Source organism: Rhodococcus sp. MT28 (assembly GCF_058792695.1).
Genome location: NZ_JBXAFD010000008.1, coordinates 190,296 through 214,397, shown reverse-complemented (window position 1 = coordinate 214,397; position 24,102 = coordinate 190,296). Strand labels below are relative to the sequence as shown.

Below are 24,102 nucleotides of genomic sequence, written 5' to 3'. Positions count from 1 at the left end.
CTTGTGAGATCGCTAGGGTGGAAAACGAACCTACATCGGGAGGCTTGAAACATGCTGGTACGTCGAATTGCTCGTCCACTGCTTTCCACGATCTTCATCGCCGGGGGAATCGATGCTTTGCGCAACCCCGCTCAGCGAGCAGCCAAAGCGTCACCGCTGATCGACAAATCCGTCGAGACGCTGCCAGGAGCAGTGACGCAGAAGGTGCCTGCTGATCCGGAAACACTCGTCAAGATCAACGCCGCCGTCCAGATCGGCGGCGGTGCCCTGCTGGCCACCGGCAAGGCGCCGCGGCTCGCGTCGTTGGTGCTCGCGGGGAGCCTGGTACCGACCACGCTTGCCGGTCACGACTTCTGGAACGAAACCGATCCGTCACTGCGAGCGATGCAGCGCACAAACTTCATCAAGAACGTCAGCTTGCTCGGCGGACTGATGATCGCCTCCGTCGACACCGAGGGCAAGCCGTCGCTCGGCTGGCGTGGCCGCCGCGCCGCGAAGAAGGCCCAGGCGTCTATCGCCGCAGCACTTCCATTGGTCGCATCGCAGACCGATCACACGAGCGATCGCGTCGAACACGCTCTGTCGGTGGCGTCCGAACGCGGTTCCGAACTTGCCGAAACCGCGAAGGCACACGGCACGGATTGGCTCGAACTTGCCAAGGAGCGCAGCTCCGAGTTCGCGGAGATCGCGAGCAAGCGAGCCGCGGAATTCGGAGAGGTCGCCAAGGAACGCGGCCCGGACATCCTCGAAGTCGCGCAGAAGCGCGGCTCCGAACTGGCCGAGACCGCACGCGAGCGCAGCGCCGAACTGGCAGAGCTGGCGAGCAAGCGCAGCTCGGAGTTCGCCGAACTCGCCCTCGAGAAGAGCAACGAGTGGGCCGAAACGGCGTCGGAGCAGACCGAGGTGCTGGGTAAGCGTGCTCGCAAGCGCGCAGAGAAGGCGCTCGAAAAGGCTCGCGCCAAGAAGGACGAATTGACGCACTGAGTGCACCGAAAGACAGGTCAGGCCACCTTCGGGTGGCCTGACCTGTATCTATGCGGCAGTTCATCTGGGGGAACTAGACTGTCTTGGCGCTTTTGCAGCGCGTGAATTTCTCATCAAGCCTAGGAGATCCTTTGCCCGACGCGGACCCGTCACTGAACGAGCAAGAGCTCGAGCAGCAGTACGTGACGATGTTGTACTCCCGTCTCGACGATCTTCGAAAGTATGCCCAAACTCGCTTGAGCACGGTCCTCCTCGAGACCGGCGGAACCCCGCAAGCACGCAGCGAACGCGAATCCTTCAACGCCATGTACACCGAGGATCTCGCCAAGTACGACGCAGCCGAGAACGGAATGTGTTTCGGACGCATCGACTTCGACGACGAGCGACGCTACGTCGGCCGACTGGGAATCCTGGACACCGACAACGACTACGAAACGCTGCTCCTCGACTGGCGAGCTCCGATGGCGCGCCCGTTCTATCTGGCGACGCCCGCGGCACCTGAGGGCGTGAAGCGGCGACGCCATATTCGCAGTCGGAGCCGCACAGTCACCGGCATCAACGACGAATACCTGGACCTCGACGCGGCCCGCGCCGCAGGCGTGGTGACCGAAGCCGGCGGCGTCGCCGGTGAGAGCGCTCTCCTGGACGCTCTGAACGCAGCGCGTACGGGTCAGATGAACGACATCGTCGAGACCATTCAGAGTGAGCAGGATGCCATCATCCGCTCCGAGCACAAGAGCGTTTTGGTCGTCCAGGGCGGTCCGGGTACCGGCAAAACCGCAGTCGCCCTTCACCGTGCCGCCTTCTTGCTCTACACCTACCGCCAGCAACTGGCCAAGGCCGGTGTTCTCATCATCGGGCCGAACGCGACGTTCCTCGACTACATCAGCCAGGTCCTTCCTTCACTCGGTGAGACCGGAGTTCTACTCTCGACGATCGGGGACCTGTACCCCGGAGTGCGTGCGACTCGTACGGATTCCCTCGCCGCCGGTGAGATCAAGGGTTCCCTCGCGATCCTCGACGTGCTCAAGAACGCCGTCCGGGATCGGCAGGAAGTTCCGTCGAAGCCGATTACCCTTCGATTCGACACGTACGACTTGAAGCTGGATCGAAAGACTGTCACGAAGGCGCGCGGGCGTGCTCGGTCGTCGCGTCGCCCACACAACCTGGCGCGCCCGATCTTCGTGGCAGCAGTCATCGAGGCGTTGGCACTGCAGATGGCCGAACTCATCGGCGGAAACCTCGTCGACGGTGGGTCACTCCTCAGTCGGGACGACATCGCCGACATTCGCGACGAGATGCGTGAGGACCCGGACATCATGTCCGCCATCGGAAAGCTGTGGCCCGAATTGTCGCCGCAGCAAATCCTCGCGGAACTGTGGACGTCGCCGGCGAGGTTGGCCAAGGCAGCGCCGCAACTCGACGACGCCCAACGCGACGAGCTTCTGCAGAGCGTCGGACCGGGTTTCAGTGCGGCCGATGCTCCCCTGCTCGACGAACTGGCCGAGATTCTCGGCGTCGACGACGCCGCCGAACGCGAACGCGCACAACGTGAATGGCGCGCGCAGATCGCCGACGCCCAGGGCGCCCTCGACATCCTCACCGGGTCTGCACCACAGGATCTCGAAGACGAGATGGATCCCGAGATCTTGATGGCGTACGACTTGATCGACGCCAGCCAACTCGCCCAACGCCACGATCAGGGCCAGCGCCAGACCACGGCAGAACGCGCTGCCGGCGACCGAACCTGGACCTACGGTCACGTGATCGTCGACGAAGCCCAAGAGCTCTCCGAAATGGCGTGGCGAATGCTGATGCGGCGCATACCGAATCGCTGGATGACGTTGGTCGGCGATACAGCTCAGACCGGTGATCCCGCGGGAACTTCGTCCTGGCAGAAGATTCTCGAGCCTTACGTCGCCAAGCGCTGGAAGCTCACCGAACTGACCGTCAACTACCGAACTCCCTCGGAGATCATGGATGTCGCGCACCGTGTGCTCGAAGAGATCGACCCGGAGCAATCCGTGCCCCGGTCGGTACGCGACAGCGGATTCGCGCCGTGGGCGCTCAAGACCACGGCCGAAGAATTGGAATCGACCGTGCGCCGTTGCATCGAGTCCGAGTCGCATCCCGGTATCACCGCAGTGATCGCCGGTTCCGAGGTTGTTGCCGATCTGGCGGGCCTAGCGAGTGACACCGTAAGCGTCCTGTCCGTCAAGGACGTCAAGGGACTCGAGTTCGACACCGTGTTGATCGTCGAACCTGCCGACATTCTCGACGAGTCACCACGCGGAATGAACGACCTCTACGTCGCATTGACCCGCGCTACCCAGAGGCTCGGCATCATTCACGTCGAGTCGCTCCCCGCGGTTCTCGACGGCGTCGAAGCAGCAGAGTTGGCCTTCGATTCGTGAGCATCACGGAGTAGGTTCGTGCGTGACACCACGAATGGTGGTGTCACTCCAATTTGTGTCGACGACTGAAGGAATGACCCCTCGTGCTTGGCCTGCCCGCAAGTTCCGCCGCACCCATCCGCAAGATCGCTCGCGTGGTGATCGGCGTCGGGATGCTTGCGGCGGTGACAGCCGGTTGCTCAGAGGATGATTCGAGTTCGACGGCTGCTGCAGGCAGCGACGACATCGCTGCTGTTGCTGCCGCACCGACCGAAAAACCGGTAGACGTGGCAGAAAGGCTGCGGGCGGCGCTCGCGTCTACCGGGGTCACGCCCGCCTTTTCCGACGACATGTTGCAGGCGCTCGGTGACGGCGTCTGCCAGCAGCTCGCGGCCGGAACGGATCGAGCGATGATCATCGCGAATCTGCGGGCGGTATCGCTGAACGGAGCAAGCGAACCAATGGTCACCTCCGGAAACGGCTCGGCCGCATCGACAACACCCCCCAGCGCCGATCAGCTGGCTGAAGTGTTCGTCGATGCGGCCGAGGCCGAGTACTGCCGGTAGTTCAGCGAACGGTGTGCACGATCAGGACATCGGACGTCGCCTTGCGAGCGGCATCGGAAGGCACCGATCCGAGTAGACGCCCGGTCAACGTGTTCAATCCGCGATTTCCGACGACCAGCAAGTCGCCCTTCACCTCGTCGAGCAAAGCGAGAAGCGATTCGACGGGAGCGCCGACGACGGCGCGCTCGACAACATCCTTTGCCCCCTGGGCATGTGCGCGCTCACGAGCGGTGCGAAGGATCTCGTAGGTCGGAGCGGAACCGGTGACCTGGTAGGCCTCGTTACCCAACGCATCAGCGGCAGCGCTCACGTCCTTGGGATCAGCCGGGTAGTACGCACACGCGATGACGAGCTGAGCGTCCGAGCCACTGGCAATGGCGGCAGCTCTGTCGACTGCCTTCAGTGACGACTCGGAGCCATCGGTTCCTACGACAACGGTCCGGTAGGCACTCATTCATTCCTCCATGGTTACGGGACGGACGGTACGGCCGGCACCGGGCGCAACGCTGTTGCGCCCGCTCGACAACCGCTGCGCTGACATTAGCGGGATTGTGCCGCGGATAGTGTTATTTGCAGTACACGCCACAAGCCCACAGTGAATGTGATTCTTCGTCACAGACACATTTGTTCGGTGGTGACCACTCAGCGAAGTTTGCCAAAGCGGGGCCCGAACAGCGCCGCCGGAAATACTTCCTGCTCGACCAGGGCGGTACGCCACGGCGTCGCCAATTCCAGCAACCGCTTGGCACCCTCCTCACCCAGCGCATCCCACGGAGCCAAAGCGAGGTCGTCCGTCAGGTCTTCGACGACGTCACGCAAGTCCTGCCCGTCCTCGGTCAGCGCACCGGACGAACGATCCAGCAGTTCGCGGTCCTTCAAACTCTCGACGGCCTCGTCCCACTGTTCCTGCGACCATCCGCGACGAGTCTGCGCGAATTTGCGCTGAAACCCGATTCCCGTCGCGGTGTGCGTGATCAACGCGTCCAGGCCGTTCAATCCCGCGGTCTGAAGGGCCGCAATGTGGCCGTCACCGCGATACTCACGCAGCAGTGTCAGCGCGTGCCAGAAACGCAGGTGCGGCTCGGCCGGCCAGTCGAGCGACGCCCAACCCGCGTACAGAGGGCGGCCGTCCACTCCAGGAATGTTCTGGGCAGCGATCGACACGAGTTCGGCGGCCTCGGCCATGTCCGCCGATCCTGTCACGTCTGCACCGAACAGGCGGACGTACGCCGCGTCGATTGCCCGATACCGCGCGGCGACAACCTCTGTGGGCCTTGCCAATTCCCAGGCACGTGGGATGACACTGGCGATCAATTCAGGATTGAAGTTGAAGAAGGTGGCCGTGACGACAGTCGCGGGTGGAGCGCCGAGCGGAGCTGATCGCCCGGCAAAGTACACCATTCGGCCAGGCTCCAACCCGACGCCGACAAGTTCCTTCTCCGTCTCCGGGACGAAGTACGCCAAGGAATGGAGAAGTTCGAGAGTCCGCGCGGTCTTGCCTGCAGTCTGTGCATCCATACCTGAAACCGTAGCGGTCGAAAGCACGAACGCACGCGAGGCGACCTACTTGAGACCCGCGGCGTCCATTCCTCGAAGCTCCTTCTTCAAATCCGAGATTTCGTCTCGCAATCGCCCAGCCAACTCGAACTGAAGGTCGCGGGCAGCGTTCATCATCTGATCGGTGAGTTCCTTGACCAGATCTGCCAATTCGGCCCGAGGCATCGATTTGGTGTCGCGCCCCTCGTACACACCCGCACTGACCGCACGACCGGCCTCACCCTGCGCACGCCGACCACGCGTCGCATTGCGACCCGAACCACCGACGTCCACGGACGCCGCAGTGTCCTCTGCCTCCTCGTACACCTGATCGAGAATGTCCGCGATCTTCTTGCGTAGAGGTTGTGGGTCGACGCCCATCTTCTCGTTGTAGGCGACCTGCTTCTCGCGTCGTCGCTCGGTTTCCTCGATGGCCTGCGCCATGGAAGCGGTGATCTTGTCCGCATACATGTGCACTTGACCGGATACATTTCGAGCCGCTCGGCCGATCGTCTGAATGAGGCTGGTGGAGCTACGTAGGAAACCTTCTTTGTCGGCATCGAGAATCGCGACCAGCGACACCTCGGGAAGGTCGAGTCCCTCACGCAGGAGGTTGATGCCGACCAGCACGTCGTACTCCCCCAGGCGGAGCTGACGGAGCAACTCGACTCGCCGGAGCGTATCGATATCCGAGTGCAGGTAGCGGACGCGAATACCGAGTTCGAGCAGGTAATCGGTCAGATCTTCCGACATCTTCTTGGTCAACGTCGTGACCAGCACACGCTCGTCACGTTCCGCTCGCTCGCGGATTTCGTGAACGAGATCGTCGATCTGTCCCTTGGTGGGTTTGACGATGACCTCGGGATCGATCAATCCGGTCGGGCGGATCACCTGCTCGACGAACTCACCGCCGGACTGACCCAACTCGTACTTACCTGGTGTCGCCGACAAGTAGACGGTCTGACCGATCCGCTGACTGAATTCTTCCCAAGTCAGAGGGCGGTTGTCTGTTGCCGACGGTAGCCGGAATCCGAACTCGACCAGGTTTCGCTTGCGCGACATATCGCCCTCGTACATGGCGCCGATCTGAGGAACCGTCACGTGCGACTCGTCGATGACCAGAAGGAAATCTTCCGGGAAGTAGTCGATCAAGGTTGCGGGGGCAGTTCCAGGGCCACGGCCGTCGATGTGGCGCGAGTAGTTCTCGATGCCGGAGCAGAATCCGACCTGTTTGATCATCTCGAGGTCGTACTGCGTACGCATGCGCAGACGCTGAGCCTCGAGGAGCTTGCCCTTGCCTTCGAGCTCGGCGAGTCGCTCTTCGAGTTCCGCCTCGATGTCCTTGGCGGCACGCTCCATGCGTTCAGGGCCGGCGACGTAGTGCGTCGCCGGGAAGATACGAACCGTGTCGACCTGGCGAACGATGTCACCGGTCAGTGGATGGAGGTAGTACAGTGCCTCGATCTCGTCACCGAAGAATTCGATGCGGACCGCCAGCTCTTCGTACGACGGAATGATCTCGACCGTGTCGCCGCGCACGCGGAACGAACCTCGCGTGAACGCCATGTCGTTGCGGTTGTACTGAACGTCGACGAGCAGACGCAGGAACGCATCCCGCGGCACCTCCACACCGACGTCCAGCTGAATCGAGCGATCGAGGTACGACTGCGGTGTACCGAGGCCGTAGATGCACGACACCGAGGCCACCACGACCACGTCCCGTCGTGACAGAAGGCTGGACGTCGCCGAGTGGCGCAGCCGCTCGACATCGTCGTTGACGGACGAATCCTTCTCGATGTAGGTGTCCGTCTGGGCGATGTACGCCTCGGGTTGGTAGTAGTCGTAGTACGAGACGAAGTACTCGACCGCGTTGTTGGGTAGCATTTCCCGAAGCTCGTTCGCGAGCTGAGCCGCCAAAGTCTTGTTCGGAGCCATCACCAGAGCCGGGCGCTGCAGCTTCTCGATCAACCACGCAGTCGTGGCCGACTTGCCGGTACCGGTCGCACCGAGGAGGACTACGTCCTTCTCCCCCTCGTTGATCCGTTTCTCCAGCTCGGCGATAGCTGCCGGCTGATCGCCTGCCGGTTCGTACGGGCTGACGACCTCGAAGCGCGCGTCTGAGCGCTCGATGTCACCAACCGGCCGAAACTCGGAATGCGCGACCACGGGATGTTCGGAAGCAAACGCCATGAAACCAGGGTAAGCGCACCTACCGACACAATGCCCGCTCGTCCGCGTTCAGCCGAAAATGCAGTTCGGCGGTAGGTTCTTCGACCATGAGCGAGGAACGTCCCCACATTCACCGGCCGAAGGTCGAAACCTTCGACATCGCAGCTCGCACCAACGTCGATCCCAAGGGCTTCGTTCGCCCGGTCGAGCACTACCGCGAAGAACCGTGGGGGCTGTACATGGCGCGCCACGCCGACCATCCCCGGTTTCACTACCTGGAGTCCTGGATCATTCCCGAACTCGGAATTCGGGCGTCGATCCTGCACTTCACCCCGGAACACATCCGAGACTGGGATTTCTATGTCGACATCGGCGACTTCATCCGCGGCGACCAGGTCTGGACGTCCGAGGACCACTACCTCGACCTGATCGTGCAGACCGGACGCAGCGTCGAATTGCTCGACGTCGACGAATTGCTCGAGGCGAACACCGCCGGGATTCTCGACCCGAAGACGTCAGAGCGTGCGATGCTGAACGCGGCCCGCGCTATCGAGGGCATCGCCGCCCACGGTCACGATCTCGACGCCTGGCTCACCTCGGTGGGCATGCCGGTCACGTGGCGCTGAGTGGTTAGAGGGACCAGCCTGATTTCTCGGCCCACTCCCATGCCCGGTGGAAAGCGGCGTCGAACCACGGCGTCTTGACTCCCAGGTAGGCATCGATCGCAGCGGCGTAGTCGTCGATGCCGGCGGCACTCTCGGCTGCCTTGACCTTGAGTTCGGCATATTCGGCACGCGCCGCTGCGTCGGCGCGAAGCCAGTCACGGAAGAGGATCGCGAACTGCTGACCCGGCCAACCATCCACCCGAATGTGGATGTTCGCGCGGCGCCCTGGATCGGCGCTTCCGTGAATTCGCTTCGCCCACACCGCCGGATCGGTCTCGCCACCGAGGTACGACGGTTTCGGGTCGTCGGCGACGATGTGCTCGATCCGGGGGAACCCGGCAGCGGCCAGATCTTCCGCGAGGTCGTCGGCAACGCCGAGGTGCTCGACGGTGATCTGAATGTCGATCACGTCCTTGGCATCGAGACCAGGCACTGCGGTCGATCCGATGTGATCGATACGGCGCGCACGGTCACCGGACGCCAACGACAACCGGCCGATGATTCGTTCGGCCTGCGCCGGCCACGACGGGTCGGCTGGAGTCAGCTCGGGCAGTGCGCGCACTACCGTGCCCTCGCGGAGGTTCTTCTCGAAGGGAACAAGTCGATTCGCCCACAAGTCGCGGACCACGTCGTCGAGTGAACCCGGCTCTCCGCTGTTGTCGAGCCACACGTCGGCAACAGCACGACGCTGATCGTCATTTGCCTGCGCAGCGATGCGCGCACGAGCGTCGGATTCAGGCATGCCGCGCGAGCCCACCAAGCGCCGAACTCGTTCCTCCTCGTCGACGTAAACGATGACGACCAGATTGAATGCCGGCGCCATCGAACCCTCGACCAACAGCGGAATATCTTGAACGAGCACTGCATCCGACGGCGCAGACGAAATCTGCTCCATCGTCCGCGCACCGATCAGTGGGTGGAGGATGCCGTTGAGAGTTCCGCGTGACGTGTCGTCGGCAAACGCCAACGACGCTAGCGCGGGTCGGTTGAGGCTGCCGTCCTCGGACAGAATCCCGTCGCCGAATGCATCGACCAGAGCGGCAAGTCCCGGAGTACCGGGCTCGACCACTTCTCGGGCGATCAGGTCGGCGTCGACGATGACGGCTCCCAGTTCGCTGAGGATTTTCGACACTGTCGACTTACCGGCTCCGATGCCTCCAGTGAGGCCAACTCTCAACACACTCGACAGTCTCTCATCTCCGCGCCCGAGAGATTCAGACACGCCTACTGATCGAACACGCCGGGGCGTTCGAGGCTCAAATACCACAATTTCGGTGACCGTGCGGTTATGTTCTAGCGAACGCACCTGTACCTGCACCTTCTCGAGAAAGTGGACGCCATGCGAGCAGATCGCGACCATCACGGTCAGCACCGCCTCGGAATGCCGAACGGCGTGCACTGCATAGAGTTTCCCGAAGTTGCTTTTGCCCTGGCAGAGCACCGTCGTACGTGGTTCACGATGCTCGTGAGCCAAGGCCGACACAGCTTCGCGTCGATGCGTAAGCGCACAGCCGAAGCGACCGCCACCTACTGGGTGCCTGCTCCCGCAAACTGAGTTCTCTTCACGAAGTACAAAATGACCGGCAACCCTTCGGTGCCGGTCATTTTTGTGTTCACTCACTGAATTGATTCTTCGCTCGCAAGTGACACCTGGCAGAGAAAAGAACCCCGCCCCTGCACGTGCAGGGGCGGGGTTCTTCACAGATCTCGCCTGATCAGATCAAGCGGTAATCCTTATGCGTTGCCCGACAGCTTCTCGCGAAGTGCGGCGAGCTGTGCATCGCTGGCAAGCGATCCGCCAGCGGACTCGGCCGGAGCGGAGCCGGCAGCAGCCGGAGCCTCGGCGTCGTCTGCAGCAGCCGTCTCCGAGGAGTAGCCGGCAGCAGCGGTGGCAGCCTCAGCGGCCTCGTCTGCAGCGGTCTTCTCCATCTGAGCGGTGTGCATCTTGTGGCGACGCTCAGCCTCGGCGTAGCGGTTCTCCCACTCTTCACGCTGCTTGTCGAAGCCCTCGAGCCATTCGTTGGTCTCGGGATCGAAGCCCTCGGGGAAGATGTAGTTGCCCTGCTCGTCGTACGAGTCGGCCATGCCGTACTTGGACGGATCGAACTCGGCGTTGTAATCCTCGTTGGCCTGCTTCAGCGACAGCGAGATACGACGACGCTCGAGGTCGATGTCGATGACCTTGACGAGTGCATCGTCGCCGACGCCGACAACCTGGTCCGGAACCTCGACGTGGCGCTCAGCGAGCTCCGAGATGTGAACGAGGCCTTCGATTCCCTCTTCGACGCGCACGAATGCACCGAACGGAACCAGCTTCGTGACCTTGCCGGGCACGATCTGGCCGATGGCGTGCGTGCGTGCGAACTGACGCCACGGATCTTCCTGCGTTGCCTTGAGCGACAGGGAGACGCGCTCGCGGTCCAGGTCGACGTCGAGAACCTCGACGGTGACCTCGGTGCCGACCTCGACAACCTCGGACGGGTGATCGATGTGCTTCCAAGACAGCTCGGAAACGTGAACCAGACCGTCTACGCCGCCCAGGTCCACGAATGCACCGAAGTTGACGATGGAGGACACGACGCCCTTGCGGACCTGGCCCTTCTGGAGCTGGTGCAGGAATTCGCTGCGAACCTCGGACTGAGTCTGCTCGAGCCATGCGCGGCGCGACAGGACCACGTTGTTGCGGTTCTTGTCGAGCTCGATGATCTTGGCCTCGATCTCCTTGCCGACGTACGGCTGGAGGTCGCGGACGCGACGCATTTCGACGAGCGAAGCGGGGAGGAAGCCACGAAGACCGATGTCAAGGATGAGGCCGCCCTTGACGACCTCGATGACGGTGCCCTTGACGGCCTCGTCCTTCTCCTTGAGCTCCTCGATGGTGCCCCAGGCACGCTCGTACTGAGCGCGCTTCTTCGACAGGATCAGTCGACCTTCTTTGTCCTCCTTGGTGAGGACGAGAGCCTCGACCGCATCTCCCACGGAGACGACCTCATTGGGGTCGACGTCGTGCTTGATGGAGAGCTCACGAGAAGGGATGACGCCTTCGGTCTTGTAACCGATGTCGAGCAGAACCTCGTCGCGGTCGACCTTGACGATGGTTCCTTCGACGATGTCGCCATCGTTGAAGTACTTGATCGTGGCATCGATGGCGGCGAGGAAGTCCTCGGCGGAGCCAATGTCGTTAATGGCAACCTGCGGCGAGGTGACGGTTGTGGAGGGCATATGTTGAATTGCTCCGGACGAGTTGTGGTCGGTTGATGGATTTTGTCGGACGAGATGCGCAACTGTGGCGTACAAATGTTGGAAGTACTTTGTGAAGTACTAGATCGAAGTACCCAGCTGCATCAATAACGAACAACCGAATACCGGATCACATTCCACACCGCGGAAGCGCACCGCGAGCTCCCTCGGTCCGACCGATTCCGAGACCTTGGTAAAGATCTCGTATAGACAATCGGTCGGATGACAGACACTCGCGTGAGTAAGACTACGCGTCGGCTATCTTGCCGGGCAAACCCGGGTACCCTGCGCCCGCATCACCCGTTCTACTGTGTTGTTCATGTCTGACGAGCGCCATGCCGCTGCCAATTCCATTCTCGGTACCAGCGGCGTCGGCCGAGTCCGTGTCGATTCGAGTGCCAGCGACCGCGCCAGCCGTGCGTGGTGGGACGCCGACGCCGACGATTACCACCGAACCCACGGCGAGTTTCTGGGCGTGAACAGCGCGGAAGGTGAATTCGTCTGGTGCCCCGAAGGGCTGCACGAGGGCGATCACCACTTGCTCGGCGACATAGTCGACAAAGACATATTGGAAGTGGGTTGCGGCTCGGCGCCGTGTGCCCGATGGCTCGCCGGACATGGTGCTCGGGCCGTCGGTCTCGACATCTCGATGGGGATGCTCGCCCGCGGGCAGGACGCGATGAATGCCGGCGGACCGGCCGTCCCGTTGATTCAGGCAAGTGCGGAACTCCTGCCGTTTGCCGACGAGAGTTTCGACATCGTTTGTTCTGCGTTCGGCGCCGTCCCGTTCGTTGCCGATTCGCAGCGAGTGATGAACGAAGTCGCCCGGGTTCTGCGTCCCGGCGGATCGTGGGTCTTTGCCGTCAACCATCCGATTCGATGGATCTTCCCCGACGATCCCGGGCCGAAGGGCTTGACCGCGACCCTCCCCTACTTCGACCGCACCCCGTATGTCGAGGTCGATGACAACGGAGTCCCCACCTACGTCGAGCATCACCGCACCATCGGCGACCGGGTTCGTGAGATCGTCGCGGCCGGACTTCAGGTGCGCGACATCATCGAGCCCGAATGGCCGGAGTGGTTGGACCGCGAATGGGGACAGTGGAGTCCCCTGCGCGGCCAACTCTTTCCGGGCACTGCAATTTTCAGCGCCGTCAAACCCTGACGGCTACAGCAGCTTCGACAGGAAAGCCTTGGTCCGGTCGTGCTGAGGATTGGCCAGGAGTTCCCGCGGCTCGCCTGCCTCGACCACAACTCCGCCGTCCATGAAGACCAACTGGTCGGCGACCTCGCGGGCGAAACCCATCTCGTGGGTGACGACCACCATCGTCATGCCTTCTTTGGCCAACTGCTTCATCACGGTGAGAACTTCACCGACCAGTTCGGGGTCGAGCGCGGACGTCGGCTCGTCGAACAGCATGAGCTTCGGGTCCATCGCGAGAGCGCGGGCGATGGCAACTCTTTGCTGCTGACCACCCGACAACTGGGCCGGGTAGGCGTTGGCTTTGGCGCTCAACCCGACCTGATCGAGGAGGTCCTTCGCTCGTTCGACAGCCTTCTTCTTACTGACGCGCTTCACCTGCGTCGGCGCTTCGATGATGTTCTCGAGAGCGGTGCGGTGCGGGAACAGATTGAAGTGCTGAAACACCATCCCGATGTCGCGGCGTTGTTTGGCCGCTGCTCGCGGGTGAAGTTCGTACAGTTTTCCGTTCTTCTCCGAGTAGCCCACCAGGTCGCCGTCGACGTACAGTCGGCCGGCGTTGACCTGCTCGAGGTGATTGATGCAGCGCAAGAACGTCGACTTGCCCGACCCGGACGGCCCGACGAGACACAGGACCTGACCGGGGTCGATTTCGAGCGAAATCCCTTTCAGGACCTCCAATGCGCCGAAGTTCTTACAAACTCGGTCTGCTTTCACCATGGGGGTCATTTGCGTTCTCCTCCGGGGGTATCCGGAAGCGTTTCCACTACCGTAGCTTTTCCTTGCGCGTCGGCCAGTGCCTGAAGTTGGCGTGTGGTCAGTGCTCGGGTTGCGCCCTTCGAATAGTGACGCTCGACGTAGTACTGCCCGATCATGAGCAGACTCGTGATTGCGAGGTACCACGTCGCCGCCACCATCAACAGGGGAATCGGCTCGAAGTTGGCGCCCGAGATATCGCGCGCTCGACCGTACAACTCGAAGCTGTAAGGGACCGCCGTCACGAGCGAGGTGGTCTTGAGCATGCTGATGACCTCGTTACCGGTCGGCGGAATGATGACGCGCATCGCCTGCGGTAGAACGGTTCGTCGCATCGTCTGACTCCACGTCATACCCAATGCAACAGATGCTTCGGTCTGGCCCTCGTTGACCGAACTCACGCCGGCGCGGACGATCTCGGCCATGTAGGCGGCCTCGTTCAATGCCAAACCGATCACGGCAAACAGAAACGCTGCCTGCAAGTCCTGGAGATTGATGTGCGCAAACTGATGTACGAAGGGAATACCGAGATCGATGCTCTTGTAAATCGACGGGAACAGGCCCCAGAAGACCAACTGCACGTAGACAGGTGTTCCTCGAAAGATCCACAGATAGCCCCAAGCCGCGGCGCGAAGCACCGGGTTGGGAGAGAGTCGCATGACTGCCAGAATCACACCGAGGACGATCGCGATCACCATTGCCAGCACCGTCAGCTGGATCGTTGTCCACGCACCAGCGGAGATGCGTTTGTCGAACAGATACTGACCGTAAGTCCCCCATGCAAAGGCTTCGTTGGTCGCCGCGCCGTAAACGAACAGTCCGAAGAGGACCACGACGACGACCGCGGCAATCCAACGACCAGGTCTGCGTAGTGGAATCGCCTTGATCGGCACCGGATCGCCGGTCTCAGTTGTTGTCATGTTCATCAGCTTTCCGCGCCGTTGATCTTGGATACTTCGATGACGCCGGCCTCGACACTCCAGGTCTGCGCGATCTGTTGATAGACACCGTTGTCGATCAGGTACTGCATTGCCTGCTGCAGGGCGGGACCGAGGGCGGAGCCCTTCACGATCGGCCAGCCGTAAGGCGCCGAATCGAAGGGTTCTCCCGCAGCTTCCATCCGGCCCTTGCTCCGTTTGATCGCATAGCCGGTCACTGGTGAATCAGCGGACAGCGCGTCGACTCGACCGAGAATGAGCGCGTTGGCCGCGTCGTCCTGGCTGTCGTACTTGATCTTGTCGATCGGGGGTTTGCCCTCGGCCACGCAGGCCTCGCTCTTGGCAGGCACCTCGTCGATGTCCTCGGTGGTCGTGGTCTGCACCGCCACCCGAAGCCCGCACGCATTGTTCGGATCGACTGGCTTGTCCGGCCGCTGGGCCCACTGGATACCCGCGCTGTAGTACGTGACGAAGTCGACCGTCTTCTCGCGCTCCTTGGAGTCGGTGAACGAAGACATGCCGAGGTCGTAGCTTCCCGACTGAATAGCGGGGATGATCTTGTCAAAGTCGGCTTGGTTGAAGACAGCTTCGACCCCGAGCACGGCGGCAACGGCATTCATCAGGTCGACGTCGAAACCGACGATGTTGCCGTCCGCGTCCTTGAATTCGTTTGGCGCGTAAGGAATGTTGACCCCGACCTGCAGTTTGCCCGAATCCGTGACCTTGGACGGCAGAAGTGCGGCGATCTCGGGCACCTTCTGGACATCAAGTGGCGGCCCTTCCGGAACGAGACCCTCGTTGTTGGTGACACACCCGCCGCACAGTGCGACGATCAAGCCCACCAACAAGACTCGCACCACGTTGATGCGGATACGCCCGCCACTGCTCGAGCCATAACTCACGCCACGTGGCCTTGGTGCCCGTGCGTTTTCATCGACCACGACTCTGCTCTCCACTCGTCGATCGCCGCACTTGCAACGTCCATCCGAAATTCAGTCGAACGGTAGGTTACGGCAGGAGTTCCACCGTCGCCGACTTCGCAAGATTCCGGCCTGTCGTACAAGAATCAGCGACGCAGAGTGTGTGCGTACACGACTTCGGAAAATTCGCTGGTCGATGCCAAACCGCCGAGGTCGGCGGTCGCGATGCCCGACGCGATGGTCGTGCGAACCGCGTCTGAAATGCGGCGTGCTGCCGCAGACAACAACCGATCGCCACGCGCATCACCGAGCCAGTCGAGCATCATTGCACTCGAGAGGAACAGTGCCGTCGGGTTCGCCCGATTCTTCCCGGCGATGTCGGGTGCTGCACCGTGCGCAGCCTGAGCCATGACCTGCGTCTCGGAAGCGTTGATCGACGGCGCGGTTCCGAGTGAACCGGACAGCTCGCCCGCCAGATCCGACAAAATGTCGCCGAACATGTTTTCGGTCACCACGACATCGAAGTCGCCGCCGCGTCGAACCAGGTGCGCCGCCATCGCGTCGACGTGCTCGTCGTCGACGACTACGTGTGGGTACTCCGCAGCGACGGTTCGGCAGGCGTCGCGGAACAGGCCGGTGGTCAGTGTGAGGACGTTGGCTTTGTGGACGATCGTGACGTGATTGCGCCGTCGCGACGCCAACGCGAAGGCAGTGCGTGCGATCCGTTCACACGCAGCGCGGGTGAACACACCGACGGCCAGCGCGATGTCGGGCGTCGGCATGAACTCGCCGCTGCCGACTGCCATGTTCCGATCCGCGTACAACCCCTCGGTGTTCTCGCGGACGATCACCAGATCCATGTCGGGGACCATTGCCTTGACACCGGGGAACGCCGCTGCCGGCCGAATGTTCGCGAACAGCTCGAACTTCTTCCGGATGACGCCGCCGGGTGTGAGTTGTCCGCGAAACCTCTCCGGATAGGACGCACTGTCGTGGGGTCCGAGAATCCAACCCTGCAGCTGCCCCAACGCATCGATGGTTTCGTCGGGAATCGGCGTGCCGTGAGTGTCGATGGCCGTACTCCCGAGCGGAAGCTCGACCCACTCGACGGGCGGAGCATGAACCGCTGACAACGCCGCATCCACGATCTGCCGTGTCGCCGGGACGATTTCGTGGCCGATTCCGTCGCCGTGCATGAGTCCCAGCCGCATGGCCGAAGTACCGATTGCGCTCGCACCTGTCATCAGGCAATCATTGCTCACCATGGTCCAGTCGGTGGAATTGCTCCTCGATCCGGTGAGTGAGTCGGCAGTCCGAGCACAGTGGCAGCTTCTCGCCGACGCCGGTTTACCCAGTCAGGCCTCTCATCACAGCCCGTCCAACCGTCCGCACATCACACTGTTCGTCGCCCGTGAGATCCCCGCGGAGGTCGACGGACTGTTGAAGCGGCGCTTCTCGGCCCCGGACTTCGAGGTCCGACTCGGTGGCTACATCGTGTTCGGCGGCAAGCAGATGGTCTTGGCGCGCTCGGTCATTCCTTCGCGCGCACTCCTTCACCTGCACCGAGAAATAGCCGAGGCAACCGTTGGTTCGACGGCGCTTCCCGCCCACGTCGAGCCCGGCGCGTGGACGCCTCATGTAACGCTCGCCCGACGCGTCGAACCTGCACGTCTGGGTGAAGCCATCGCCCTGCTGGGCACCGACGTGATTCAAGGGCGCTGCGGCGCGATCAGGCGCTGGGACGGCGAACAGAAGACGGAATGGTTACTGACGCCGCCGCTGTGACAGAGCGGGTTGCACGTCGGGTCACCAGGATTCCCGCGATCACCGCGAGTGCACCAACCGGCTGATTCCAGCCAACGCTTTCGTTCAAGACTATTGCGCCGAGAGCGACGCCCACCACTGGACTGAGATAAGTGACGGTGGACGCCGCAGTCGGCCCCCACCCCTGAACGACATTGGTGTTCCAGATGAATGCGAGCCCGGTCCCCAGTGCGCCCAGAGCGATCATCGACAGGACAATTGCCGGCGTCAGGTGCATCGGTGTATTCGCGATGACCGGTGAGGCCAGAACCATCACGAAAGCTCCGATACTGATCTGTAATAGCGCGACTGTGCGGGTGTCGACGCCGAGAGGAAGCACGAAACGTCTGAGGTAGACAAACGAAATCCCGTACGACGCAGTCGCTCCCAGGCAAGCGACCTGAGAACTGACACTTCCGCCGACGCCGAGATTCCACGGCGCCAATACGATCAGCACCCCACCGAATCCGAGAAGCAACCCCAGCGATTTGTATCGCGTCAGCGTCTCCCCCGGCAGAAAGGCAAGGGAGACAGCCATAGTCATCAGTGGCGTGGTGGCGTTGTAGATGCTCGCGAGTCCCGAGGACATGTTTTGCTCCGCCCAACTGAACAGCAGCCACGGCACGATGCATTGTGTCGCTGCGAGAAAAGCCATGTGTTTCCAGACGCGAAAGTCCCTCGGTAGGCCGATCCGGCTGACCGATGTCACGAGAACCAGCGCGAGCGCACCGAAGACCAAGCGCCACAGAACTACCTGCGTGAAGGACAGACCTTCGAGCCCGATCTTCATGAAGAGGAAACTAGCTCCCCACACCACCGCAGCTGCGGTGTATTGAAAGGCCAGACTTGCCCTCAAAGGGTGAAGTCTCCGTGCGGACTGACGTCGTGACGAGTGTCGGGCGTTCGGCCGGCAAGAGCTAGTACGTTCAGGACCAGTAGGACCAAGACGCTGACGACGATGATTGCCATGTGTCCAGCCTGACGGAATGTCCCACGTGGCAGTAGTGGCAGAAAAGCCAGACTTGGACGATTTTCTGCCACTTTCCTGTTTTTCTGTCACACTCGAAAGATGCTCGCGAAAGTGGTGGTCCCACTGATGCCGATGACCGAGGCGTTCGAACTCGGCGTGGCATGTGAAGTCTTCGGCTTCGACCGATCCGACGACGGCCTCCCCACGTACGACTTCTCTCTGATCGCCGCGGTTCCGGGTCCGATCCGAACGCGGTTCGGGTACAACATCGATGTTCCGTACAACCTCGATTCTCTCGACGACGCCGATCTCATCGTCGTGTCCGCCGGCGGAACCTACGACGCCGGCGACGCGTACATGTGCTCACCGAGTCCCGACTCGAGTGTCGATCCCCTGTTGGTCAAACTCAACGAGGCCGTAGCCCGGGGCGCCAAGGTGGCGAGTCTGTGCACCGGAGCGTTTGTCCTCGGGGCGGCTGGACTACTGGACGGAAGGCGATGCACGACGCATTGGCGGCATGCAGAGAGGCTTGCCCAGACATATCCGGAAGCCAAGGTCGATCCGGACGTGCTGTACGTGGACGAAGATCCGGTGTTCACCAGCGCAGGCACCGCGGCAGGAATCGACCTGTGCCTGCACATCGTCCGAAAAGAACAGGGTTCTCGCGTTGCCAATGGCATCGCGAGAAGGATGGTGGTGCCGCCCCATCGTGACGGTGGGCAAGCCCAGTACGTTGCCACTCCCCTCGCCTCGACGCCGAGTGCAACCCTTGCCCCGCTCCTCGACTGGATGACGGAGAACCTCGCCCTCGACCTCACTGTGGGCATGGTCGCGGCCCGCGCGAACATGTCCGCGCGCACGTTCGCGCGCCGTTTCCAAGCGGAAACGGGAACAACCCCCGCCCGCTGGCTCAGCGATCAGCGAGTACTGGCCGCCCAACACCTCCTCGAGAATTCCGACCTCTCCGTCGACGTCATCGCAGAACGCGTCGGATTCGGCGGCGGTGCCGTGCTTCGCCAGCACTTCATTCGTCTGCGTTGCACCACGCCGCAGGCCTACCGCCGGACGTTTCGGGCGACCGACAACGCAAGCTGAAATCGGCTCAGGGAAGAATCAGCGGTTCCGGGGCGTTGCACACACCAACAGCCCGCACAATGGAAAGGACCCCTGTGGCCACCCAGACACTCACCCAGCAGAACTTCGACGAAACGATCAACGGCAGCGACGTCGTCCTCGTGGACTTCTGGGCCTCCTGGTGCGGCCCGTGCCGCCAGTTCGCACCGACGTTCGAAGCCTCTTCGGAGAAGCATGCCGACGTCGTTCACGCCAAGGTCGACACCGAGGCCGAGCAGGGAATCGCAGCGGCCGCCAACATCCGCTCCATCCCCACGATCATGGCCTTCCGCGAAGGCGTACTCGTGTTCAACCAGGCCGGCGCGCTTCCCGCCGCTCAGCTCGAAGAGCTCGTCACTCAGGTCAAGGCACTCGACATGGACGAGGTCCGCAAGCAGATCGCAGAGCAGACCGCATCTGCTGAATAGCGTGAAAAGCCTGGGCCGGAATCGAAGTCGATTCCGGCCCAGCCTTTTTCGTTGCTGCCTAGTGAGCCGCGCTGTCCCAGCTTCGACCGGTTCCCACCGAAACATCCAGAGGTACTGACAGCTCGATGGCTGTGGCCATCTTGTCCTTGACCAGCGCGGTGACCTCCTCCAACTCGGAGGCAACCACTTCGAGCACCAATTCGTCGTGCACCTGCAACAGCATGCGCGACTTCAATCCGGCGTCGGCGAGAGCCTTCTGCACGTTGATCATCGCCACCTTGATGATGTCGGCCGCGGTGCCCTGGATCGGCGCATTGAGGGCAGCACGTTCGGCAACCTCACGACGTTGACGGTTATCGCTGTTGAGGTCCGGCAGGTAGCGACGACGACCGTAGAGCGTCGAGGTGTAGCCGTCCTTACGTGCCTGCTCGACCACCGCGTGGAGGTAATCCCGCACGCCGCCGAAACGAGCGAAGTACGCATCCATCTGCTGCTTCGCTTCTTCGGTCGAAATCTTCAGCTGCGACGCCAATCCGTAGGCACTGAGCCCGTAGGCCAGACCGTACGACATCGCCTTGACCCGGCGACGCAGTTCAGGAGTCACCTCTTCGATCGGTACACCGAATGCACGCGAGCCGACAAAGCTGTGCAGGTCCTCACCGGTGTTGAATGCCTCGATCAGCCCCTCGTCGCCTGACACGTGCGCCATGATGCGCATTTCGATCTGGCTGTAGTCGGCAGTGAGCAGAACGTCGAACCCCTGCCCGACTACGAATCCGTCGCGAATCTCGCGCCCCGCGTCGTTTCGCACCGGGATGTTCTGCAAGTTCGGATCGGTCGACGACAGGCGTCCGGTCGCGGCAACCGTCTGATTGAACGTCGTGTGAATGCGTCCGTCTTCGGCTACGGCCTTGAGAAGACCGTCGACGGTCACCTTCATACGCGTCGCATCACGGTGCGCGAGAAGGTGTTCGAGGAACGGGTGTCCTGTCTTGTCGAACAGACCCTGCAACGCCTCGGCGTCGGTGGTGTAGCCCGTCTTCGTCTTCTTCGTCTTGGGCATGTCGAGTTCTTCGAACAAGACCACCTGCAGCTGCTTCGGCGAACCCAGGTTGATCTGCTTGTCGATCACCTCGTAGGCCGAGTTTGCGGCGTCGGCGACCTGGGAGGCGAAACGGCTCTGAAGATCGTGCAGATGCGCGCTGTCGACGGCGATGCCGGTGGCCTCGATCTGAGCGAGCTCGATCGTCAACGGCAGTTCCATGTCGGAGAGGAGCGACTTGGATTCGATCGACTCCAACTCGGTGTCCAGTGCAGCCGCCAAGTCGAGAACGGCCTGAGCGCTGAGCATCGCGGTCTCGGCCGCTTCGGCATCGAGCTGTTCGGTGTCGTCGAGCAGTGAAAGCTGTTCCTGGCCGGATGTTTCGGCGCGCAGTTCACGCTTGAGGTAGCGGAGCGAGAGGTCGTCGAGATTGAAGCTGCGCTGGCCCGGCCGGACGAGGTACGCGGCCAGCGCAGTGTCGCTGGTCAGTCCACCGAGCGTCCAACCACGCCCACGCAGAGCATGGATCGCCCACTTGGCTTCGTGCAGCGCCTTCGGCTGCGATGCGTCGGCGAGCCAATCACCCAGAGCTGCTTCGTCTTCCGGTGTTGCCGTCGACGCCGCGATGTATGCACATTCACCGTCGGAGGCCGCGATCGCGAGTGCAGTGACGTCGCCGGCAAACGGAGTTCTGGTTCCGAGCACCGTCACGCCGTGACGCTCACCGGTTCGTGCGTGGGCGTCGAGCCACGCGGCAACCGCACCCGGGGCGAGTGCGTCGCCGCTGACCTCGAACCCTTCCTCTGCTTCGGGCTCGGACGACGACAGGGTCGCGAACAGTCGATCGCGGAGAACCTTGAACTCGAGATCGTCGAACAACGCATGAATCTTCTCGCGGTCCCACGGGGCCAACACCAACTGCTCGGGCGTGTACGGCAAGGGAACGTCGCGAACCATTTCGGTGAGCTGACGATTGAGCAGGACGTTCGCGAGGTTCTCCCGCAGTGAGTCGCCCACCTTGCCGCGGACCTTGTCCACGTTGTCGACCAGTCCCTGCAGGTCGCCGTACTCACGGATCCACTTGGTGGCGGTCTTCTCGCCGACGCCGGGGATGCCGGGGAGGTTGTCACTCGGGTCGCCGCGCAGTGCAGCAAAATCGGGATACTGCGCCGGGCTGAGGCTGTACTTCTCCTCTACGGCCGTCGGCGTGAATCGGGTGAGCTCCGAGACACCCTTCTTCGGGTAGAGCACAGTGACGTTGTCGGTCACCAGTTGCAGCGAGTCACGGTCACCGGTCACGACGAGAACCCGGTATCCGAGGGCCTCCGCCTGCGTGGTCAAGGTGGCGATCACGTCGTCGGCTTCGAAACCTTCCTCGGCCATGACCGGGATGCCCAGCGCGCCGAGAACGTCCTTGGTGATGTCGATCTGGCCCTTGAATTCGTCCGGAGCCTTCGCGCGCTGCGCCTTGTATTCGGGGAACAGGTCGGCGCGAAACGTCTGACGCGACACGTCGAAGGCCGCGGCCAGGTGGGTGGGCTGCTCGTCACGAAGAAGGTTGATCAACATCGACGTGAAGCCGTACACCGCGTTGGTGGCCTGCCCACTGTGTGTCTTGAAGTTCTCTGCAGGCAGCGCGTAGAAGGCGCGAAACGCCAACGAATGCCCGTCGAGAAGCATCAAGAGAGGGCGATCGTCCGCCTTGCCGGTGGTGCCGGCTGGAGCGGTGGACGTGCTGGACCGAGTTGTGGTTGCGGGGCTCACGGTTCATCAGTCTAGGGATCGCGACCGACATCGACGCCTTCGCCGTTGTTTACGCAGGAACAGACACAAGAATCGGACAATTGATGCAGCCTTCGGCCTTCGATACGGAACCGAAACATCCCGGAAATCTCAGAACCCCATCTGAAGCGAACGGAGCCGTTAGAGTCCGGAAATCGCAGCAGCGAAACAATCCCTCTGCTGCGCGGCACCTTTGTCCAGACGCGCTATTCCCGACCCGCTCGGAGGACGTACGTGGCCCCACCCGTAGTGAAACGGCAGACCCTCGCGACACTCAGCCGACTACTGGCCTTTGCATTACTGACGTTCTTCGCATTACTTAGCCTGGCCGGAACTGCTTCGGCTCAGGAACCGACCACTTCCCCTACACCGCCGACCCCGACAGCATCCGCAACACCGACAGCACCGGTTCCCGACAACGCTGTCCCCGTCAGCGGAAATCTCAACAACGGTGGCACACGCCTCGAGGGCGTCACCGTCCGTGCGCTCGATTCTTCCGGCACGGAAGTCGCCACCGGAGAATCGGCATCGAACGGCCGTTGGGAACTGGCCGTGGCACCGGGCACCTACACCTTCGAGATCGTTGCCGACACACTTCCCGACGGGGTCAGTGTGCAAGCCGCTGTCGAACGCGAGGTGGTGGCCGGCCGCGCGAACACCGTGATCTTCTCGTTCGGCGAGGTACGTACCGCCTCGAATGTCAGCTTCGGCGAGAAACTGATCCGCACGACGGTCGACGGTCTGCGGTTCGGCCTCGTGATCGCGATCGCCGGTGTGGGTTTGAGCCTGATCTACGGCACCACTGGCCTGACCAACTTCGCTCACGGCGAGATGGTGACCTTGGGAGCCGTTGCTGCCTGGGTGATCAACACGTCCTTCGGCGTTCCGCTGATTCCCGCCACGATCCTCGCGATCTTCGTCGGCATCGGCATCGGCCTGCTGACCAACGGAATCGTCTGGAAACCACTGCGTAAGCGCAAGACCGGGTTGATCGCGCAATTGGTGGTCTCGATCGGTCTCGCGATTTCATTGCGCTACTTGATCCTGATCTTCTTCTCCGACCGCGCCGAACCGTTCGACGACTACCAGGGCCAGGTCGAGAAGAACTGGGGCCCGATCGCACTGACCGACGCCAACGCGATAGTCATGATCGTCAGTCTGGTCGTCCTGGTCGGCGTCGCACTGCTTCTGCAGAAGACTCGCATCGGAAAGGCCATGCGTGCCGTCTCCGACAATCGTGACCTCGCCGCTTCGTCCGGCATCAACGTCGAGCGCGTGATCATGTTCGTCTGGGGTCTCGGCGGCGGATTGGCCGCCCTCGGCGGTGTGCTGTTCGGCATCTCCGAACTCGGCGGACGCGTCCAGTGGGAAATGGGATTCAAACTGTTGCTGCTCATGTTCGCCGGAATCACCCTCGGTGGTCTGGGAACCGCGTACGGGGCGCTACTCGGCTGCGTCATCGTCGGACTTCTGGTCCAACTCTCGACGCTCATCATCAACCCAGACCTCAAATACATCGGCGGACTTCTCGTCTTGATCGTGATCCTCGTGGTTCGCCCCCAGGGCATCCTCGGATCCAGACAAAGGATCGGGTGA

General features: G+C 62.1%; 21 protein-coding genes. 10 read left to right on the top strand and 11 right to left on the bottom strand.

What is annotated here, in order from left to right:
- The first annotated feature begins 51 nt into the window (after positions 1-51).
- The 3 genes from AC1Q6C_RS26935 to AC1Q6C_RS26925 all read left to right on the top strand — a co-directional run bounded on the left by AC1Q6C_RS26935 (position 52) and on the right by AC1Q6C_RS26925 (position 3,943).
- Positions 52-984: a DoxX family protein gene (locus AC1Q6C_RS26935; protein ID WP_003944048.1), complete on the top strand. Its 933-nt coding sequence runs from the start codon at positions 52-54 to the stop codon at positions 982-984.
- A 131-nt stretch (positions 985-1,115) separates the two neighbouring features.
- Positions 1,116-3,398: a HelD family protein gene (locus AC1Q6C_RS26930; RefSeq protein WP_054187411.1), complete on the top strand. Its 2,283-nt coding sequence runs from the start codon at positions 1,116-1,118 to the stop codon at positions 3,396-3,398.
- 83 nt (positions 3,399-3,481) lie between these two features.
- A complete protein-coding gene (locus tag AC1Q6C_RS26925; protein WP_073513273.1) occupies positions 3,482-3,943 on the top strand; it encodes a DUF732 domain-containing protein in 462 nt (153 codons plus the stop codon).
- A gap of 1 nt (position 3,944) precedes the next feature.
- Here the strand turns inward: AC1Q6C_RS26925 and AC1Q6C_RS26920 are convergent, their stop codons facing one another.
- From AC1Q6C_RS26920 to uvrB, 3 genes are all read right to left on the bottom strand, one after another.
- A complete protein-coding gene (locus AC1Q6C_RS26920; RefSeq protein WP_003944055.1) occupies positions 3,945-4,397 on the bottom strand; it encodes a universal stress protein in 453 nt (150 codons plus the stop codon).
- Between the two features lie 188 nt (positions 4,398-4,585).
- A complete protein-coding gene (locus AC1Q6C_RS26915) occupies positions 4,586-5,461 on the bottom strand; it encodes an SCO6745 family protein (RefSeq protein WP_007728746.1) in 876 nt (291 codons plus the stop codon).
- A gap of 45 nt (positions 5,462-5,506) precedes the next feature.
- On the bottom strand, positions 5,507-7,669 hold the full coding sequence (uvrB, locus tag AC1Q6C_RS26910) for an excinuclease ABC subunit UvrB (RefSeq protein ID WP_007728743.1): 2,163 nt from the start codon (positions 7,667-7,669) through the stop codon (positions 5,507-5,509).
- An 86-nt stretch (positions 7,670-7,755) separates the two neighbouring features.
- On the opposite strand from uvrB, the gene AC1Q6C_RS26905 reads away from it, so the two are divergent.
- Positions 7,756-8,274 carry a ribonuclease FAU-1 family protein gene (locus AC1Q6C_RS26905; RefSeq protein ID WP_003944071.1) on the top strand — a complete coding sequence of 173 codons (519 nt, stop codon included), beginning with the start codon at positions 7,756-7,758 and terminating at the stop codon, positions 8,272-8,274.
- Between the two features lie 4 nt (positions 8,275-8,278).
- Here AC1Q6C_RS26905 and coaE read toward each other — a convergent pair whose 3' ends face one another.
- Entirely contained in the window at positions 8,279-9,493 is a 1,215-nt protein-coding gene (gene coaE / locus AC1Q6C_RS26900) for a dephospho-CoA kinase (protein WP_047272286.1), read from the bottom strand.
- Between the two features lie 159 nt (positions 9,494-9,652).
- On the opposite strand from coaE, the gene AC1Q6C_RS26895 reads away from it, so the two are divergent.
- Positions 9,653-9,868 (top strand): hypothetical protein, encoded by a 216-nt coding sequence (locus AC1Q6C_RS26895; protein WP_003944056.1) that lies wholly within the window; start codon positions 9,653-9,655, stop codon positions 9,866-9,868.
- Between the two features lie 179 nt (positions 9,869-10,047).
- Here the strand turns inward: AC1Q6C_RS26895 and rpsA are convergent, their stop codons facing one another.
- A complete protein-coding gene (rpsA, locus tag AC1Q6C_RS26890) occupies positions 10,048-11,535 on the bottom strand; it encodes a 30S ribosomal protein S1 (protein WP_003944095.1) in 1,488 nt (495 codons plus the stop codon).
- A gap of 337 nt (positions 11,536-11,872) precedes the next feature.
- Here rpsA and AC1Q6C_RS26885 point away from each other — a divergent pair, with 337 nt between their 5' ends.
- The gene (locus AC1Q6C_RS26885) at positions 11,873-12,718 is read left to right on the top strand and encodes a class I SAM-dependent methyltransferase (protein WP_007728737.1); all 846 of its coding nucleotides are present in this window, start codon (positions 11,873-11,875) and stop codon (positions 12,716-12,718) included.
- A gap of 3 nt (positions 12,719-12,721) precedes the next feature.
- Here the strand turns inward: AC1Q6C_RS26885 and AC1Q6C_RS26880 are convergent, their stop codons facing one another.
- The 4 genes from AC1Q6C_RS26880 to AC1Q6C_RS26865 form a co-directional block, all read right to left on the bottom strand.
- Positions 12,722-13,483, bottom strand: coding sequence for an amino acid ABC transporter ATP-binding protein (locus AC1Q6C_RS26880; RefSeq protein WP_019748634.1), 762 nt, complete (start codon positions 13,481-13,483; stop codon positions 12,722-12,724).
- A complete protein-coding gene (locus tag AC1Q6C_RS26875; RefSeq protein WP_019748635.1) occupies positions 13,480-14,436 on the bottom strand; it encodes an amino acid ABC transporter permease in 957 nt (318 codons plus the stop codon). The genes AC1Q6C_RS26880 and AC1Q6C_RS26875 overlap by 4 nt, the downstream gene beginning before the upstream one ends.
- Positions 14,436-15,308, bottom strand: a complete 873-nt coding sequence (locus AC1Q6C_RS26870) for an ABC transporter substrate-binding protein (protein WP_024487476.1) — start codon at positions 15,306-15,308, stop codon at positions 14,436-14,438. The genes AC1Q6C_RS26875 and AC1Q6C_RS26870 overlap by 1 nt, the downstream gene beginning before the upstream one ends.
- Positions 15,309-15,514: 206 nt before the next feature.
- Positions 15,515-16,612 carry an isocitrate/isopropylmalate dehydrogenase family protein gene (locus AC1Q6C_RS26865; RefSeq protein WP_050656520.1) on the bottom strand — a complete coding sequence of 366 codons (1,098 nt, stop codon included), beginning with the start codon at positions 16,610-16,612 and terminating at the stop codon, positions 15,515-15,517.
- Between AC1Q6C_RS26865 and AC1Q6C_RS26860 the strand changes: the two genes are divergently transcribed.
- Positions 16,578-17,153: a 2'-5' RNA ligase family protein gene (locus tag AC1Q6C_RS26860; protein ID WP_175280088.1), complete on the top strand. Its 576-nt coding sequence runs from the start codon at positions 16,578-16,580 to the stop codon at positions 17,151-17,153. The genes AC1Q6C_RS26865 and AC1Q6C_RS26860 overlap by 35 nt on opposite strands.
- Here the strand turns inward: AC1Q6C_RS26860 and AC1Q6C_RS26855 are convergent.
- A complete protein-coding gene (locus AC1Q6C_RS26855) occupies positions 17,098-18,027 on the bottom strand; it encodes a DMT family transporter (RefSeq protein ID WP_230358715.1) in 930 nt (309 codons plus the stop codon). The two genes, AC1Q6C_RS26860 and AC1Q6C_RS26855, sit on opposite strands and share 56 nt — an antisense overlap.
- 213 nt (positions 18,028-18,240) lie before the next feature.
- On the opposite strand from AC1Q6C_RS26855, the gene AC1Q6C_RS26850 reads away from it, so the two are divergent.
- Both AC1Q6C_RS26850 and trxA read left to right on the top strand, forming a co-directional pair.
- Positions 18,241-19,236 carry a helix-turn-helix domain-containing protein gene (locus tag AC1Q6C_RS26850; RefSeq protein WP_007728730.1) on the top strand — a complete coding sequence of 332 codons (996 nt, stop codon included), beginning with the start codon at positions 18,241-18,243 and terminating at the stop codon, positions 19,234-19,236.
- Between the two features lie 74 nt (positions 19,237-19,310).
- On the top strand, positions 19,311-19,682 hold the full coding sequence (gene trxA, locus AC1Q6C_RS26845; RefSeq protein WP_003944106.1) for a thioredoxin: 372 nt from the start codon (positions 19,311-19,313) through the stop codon (positions 19,680-19,682).
- 58 nt (positions 19,683-19,740) lie between these two features.
- On the opposite strand, the gene polA is transcribed toward trxA, so the two are convergent.
- The gene (gene polA, locus AC1Q6C_RS26840) at positions 19,741-22,488 is read right to left on the bottom strand and encodes a DNA polymerase I (RefSeq protein WP_007728727.1); all 2,748 of its coding nucleotides are present in this window, start codon (positions 22,486-22,488) and stop codon (positions 19,741-19,743) included.
- 303 nt (positions 22,489-22,791) lie between these two features.
- Here polA and AC1Q6C_RS26835 point away from each other — a divergent pair, with 303 nt between their 5' ends.
- Entirely contained in the window at positions 22,792-24,102 is a 1,311-nt protein-coding gene (locus AC1Q6C_RS26835; protein WP_037120375.1) for a branched-chain amino acid ABC transporter permease, read from the top strand.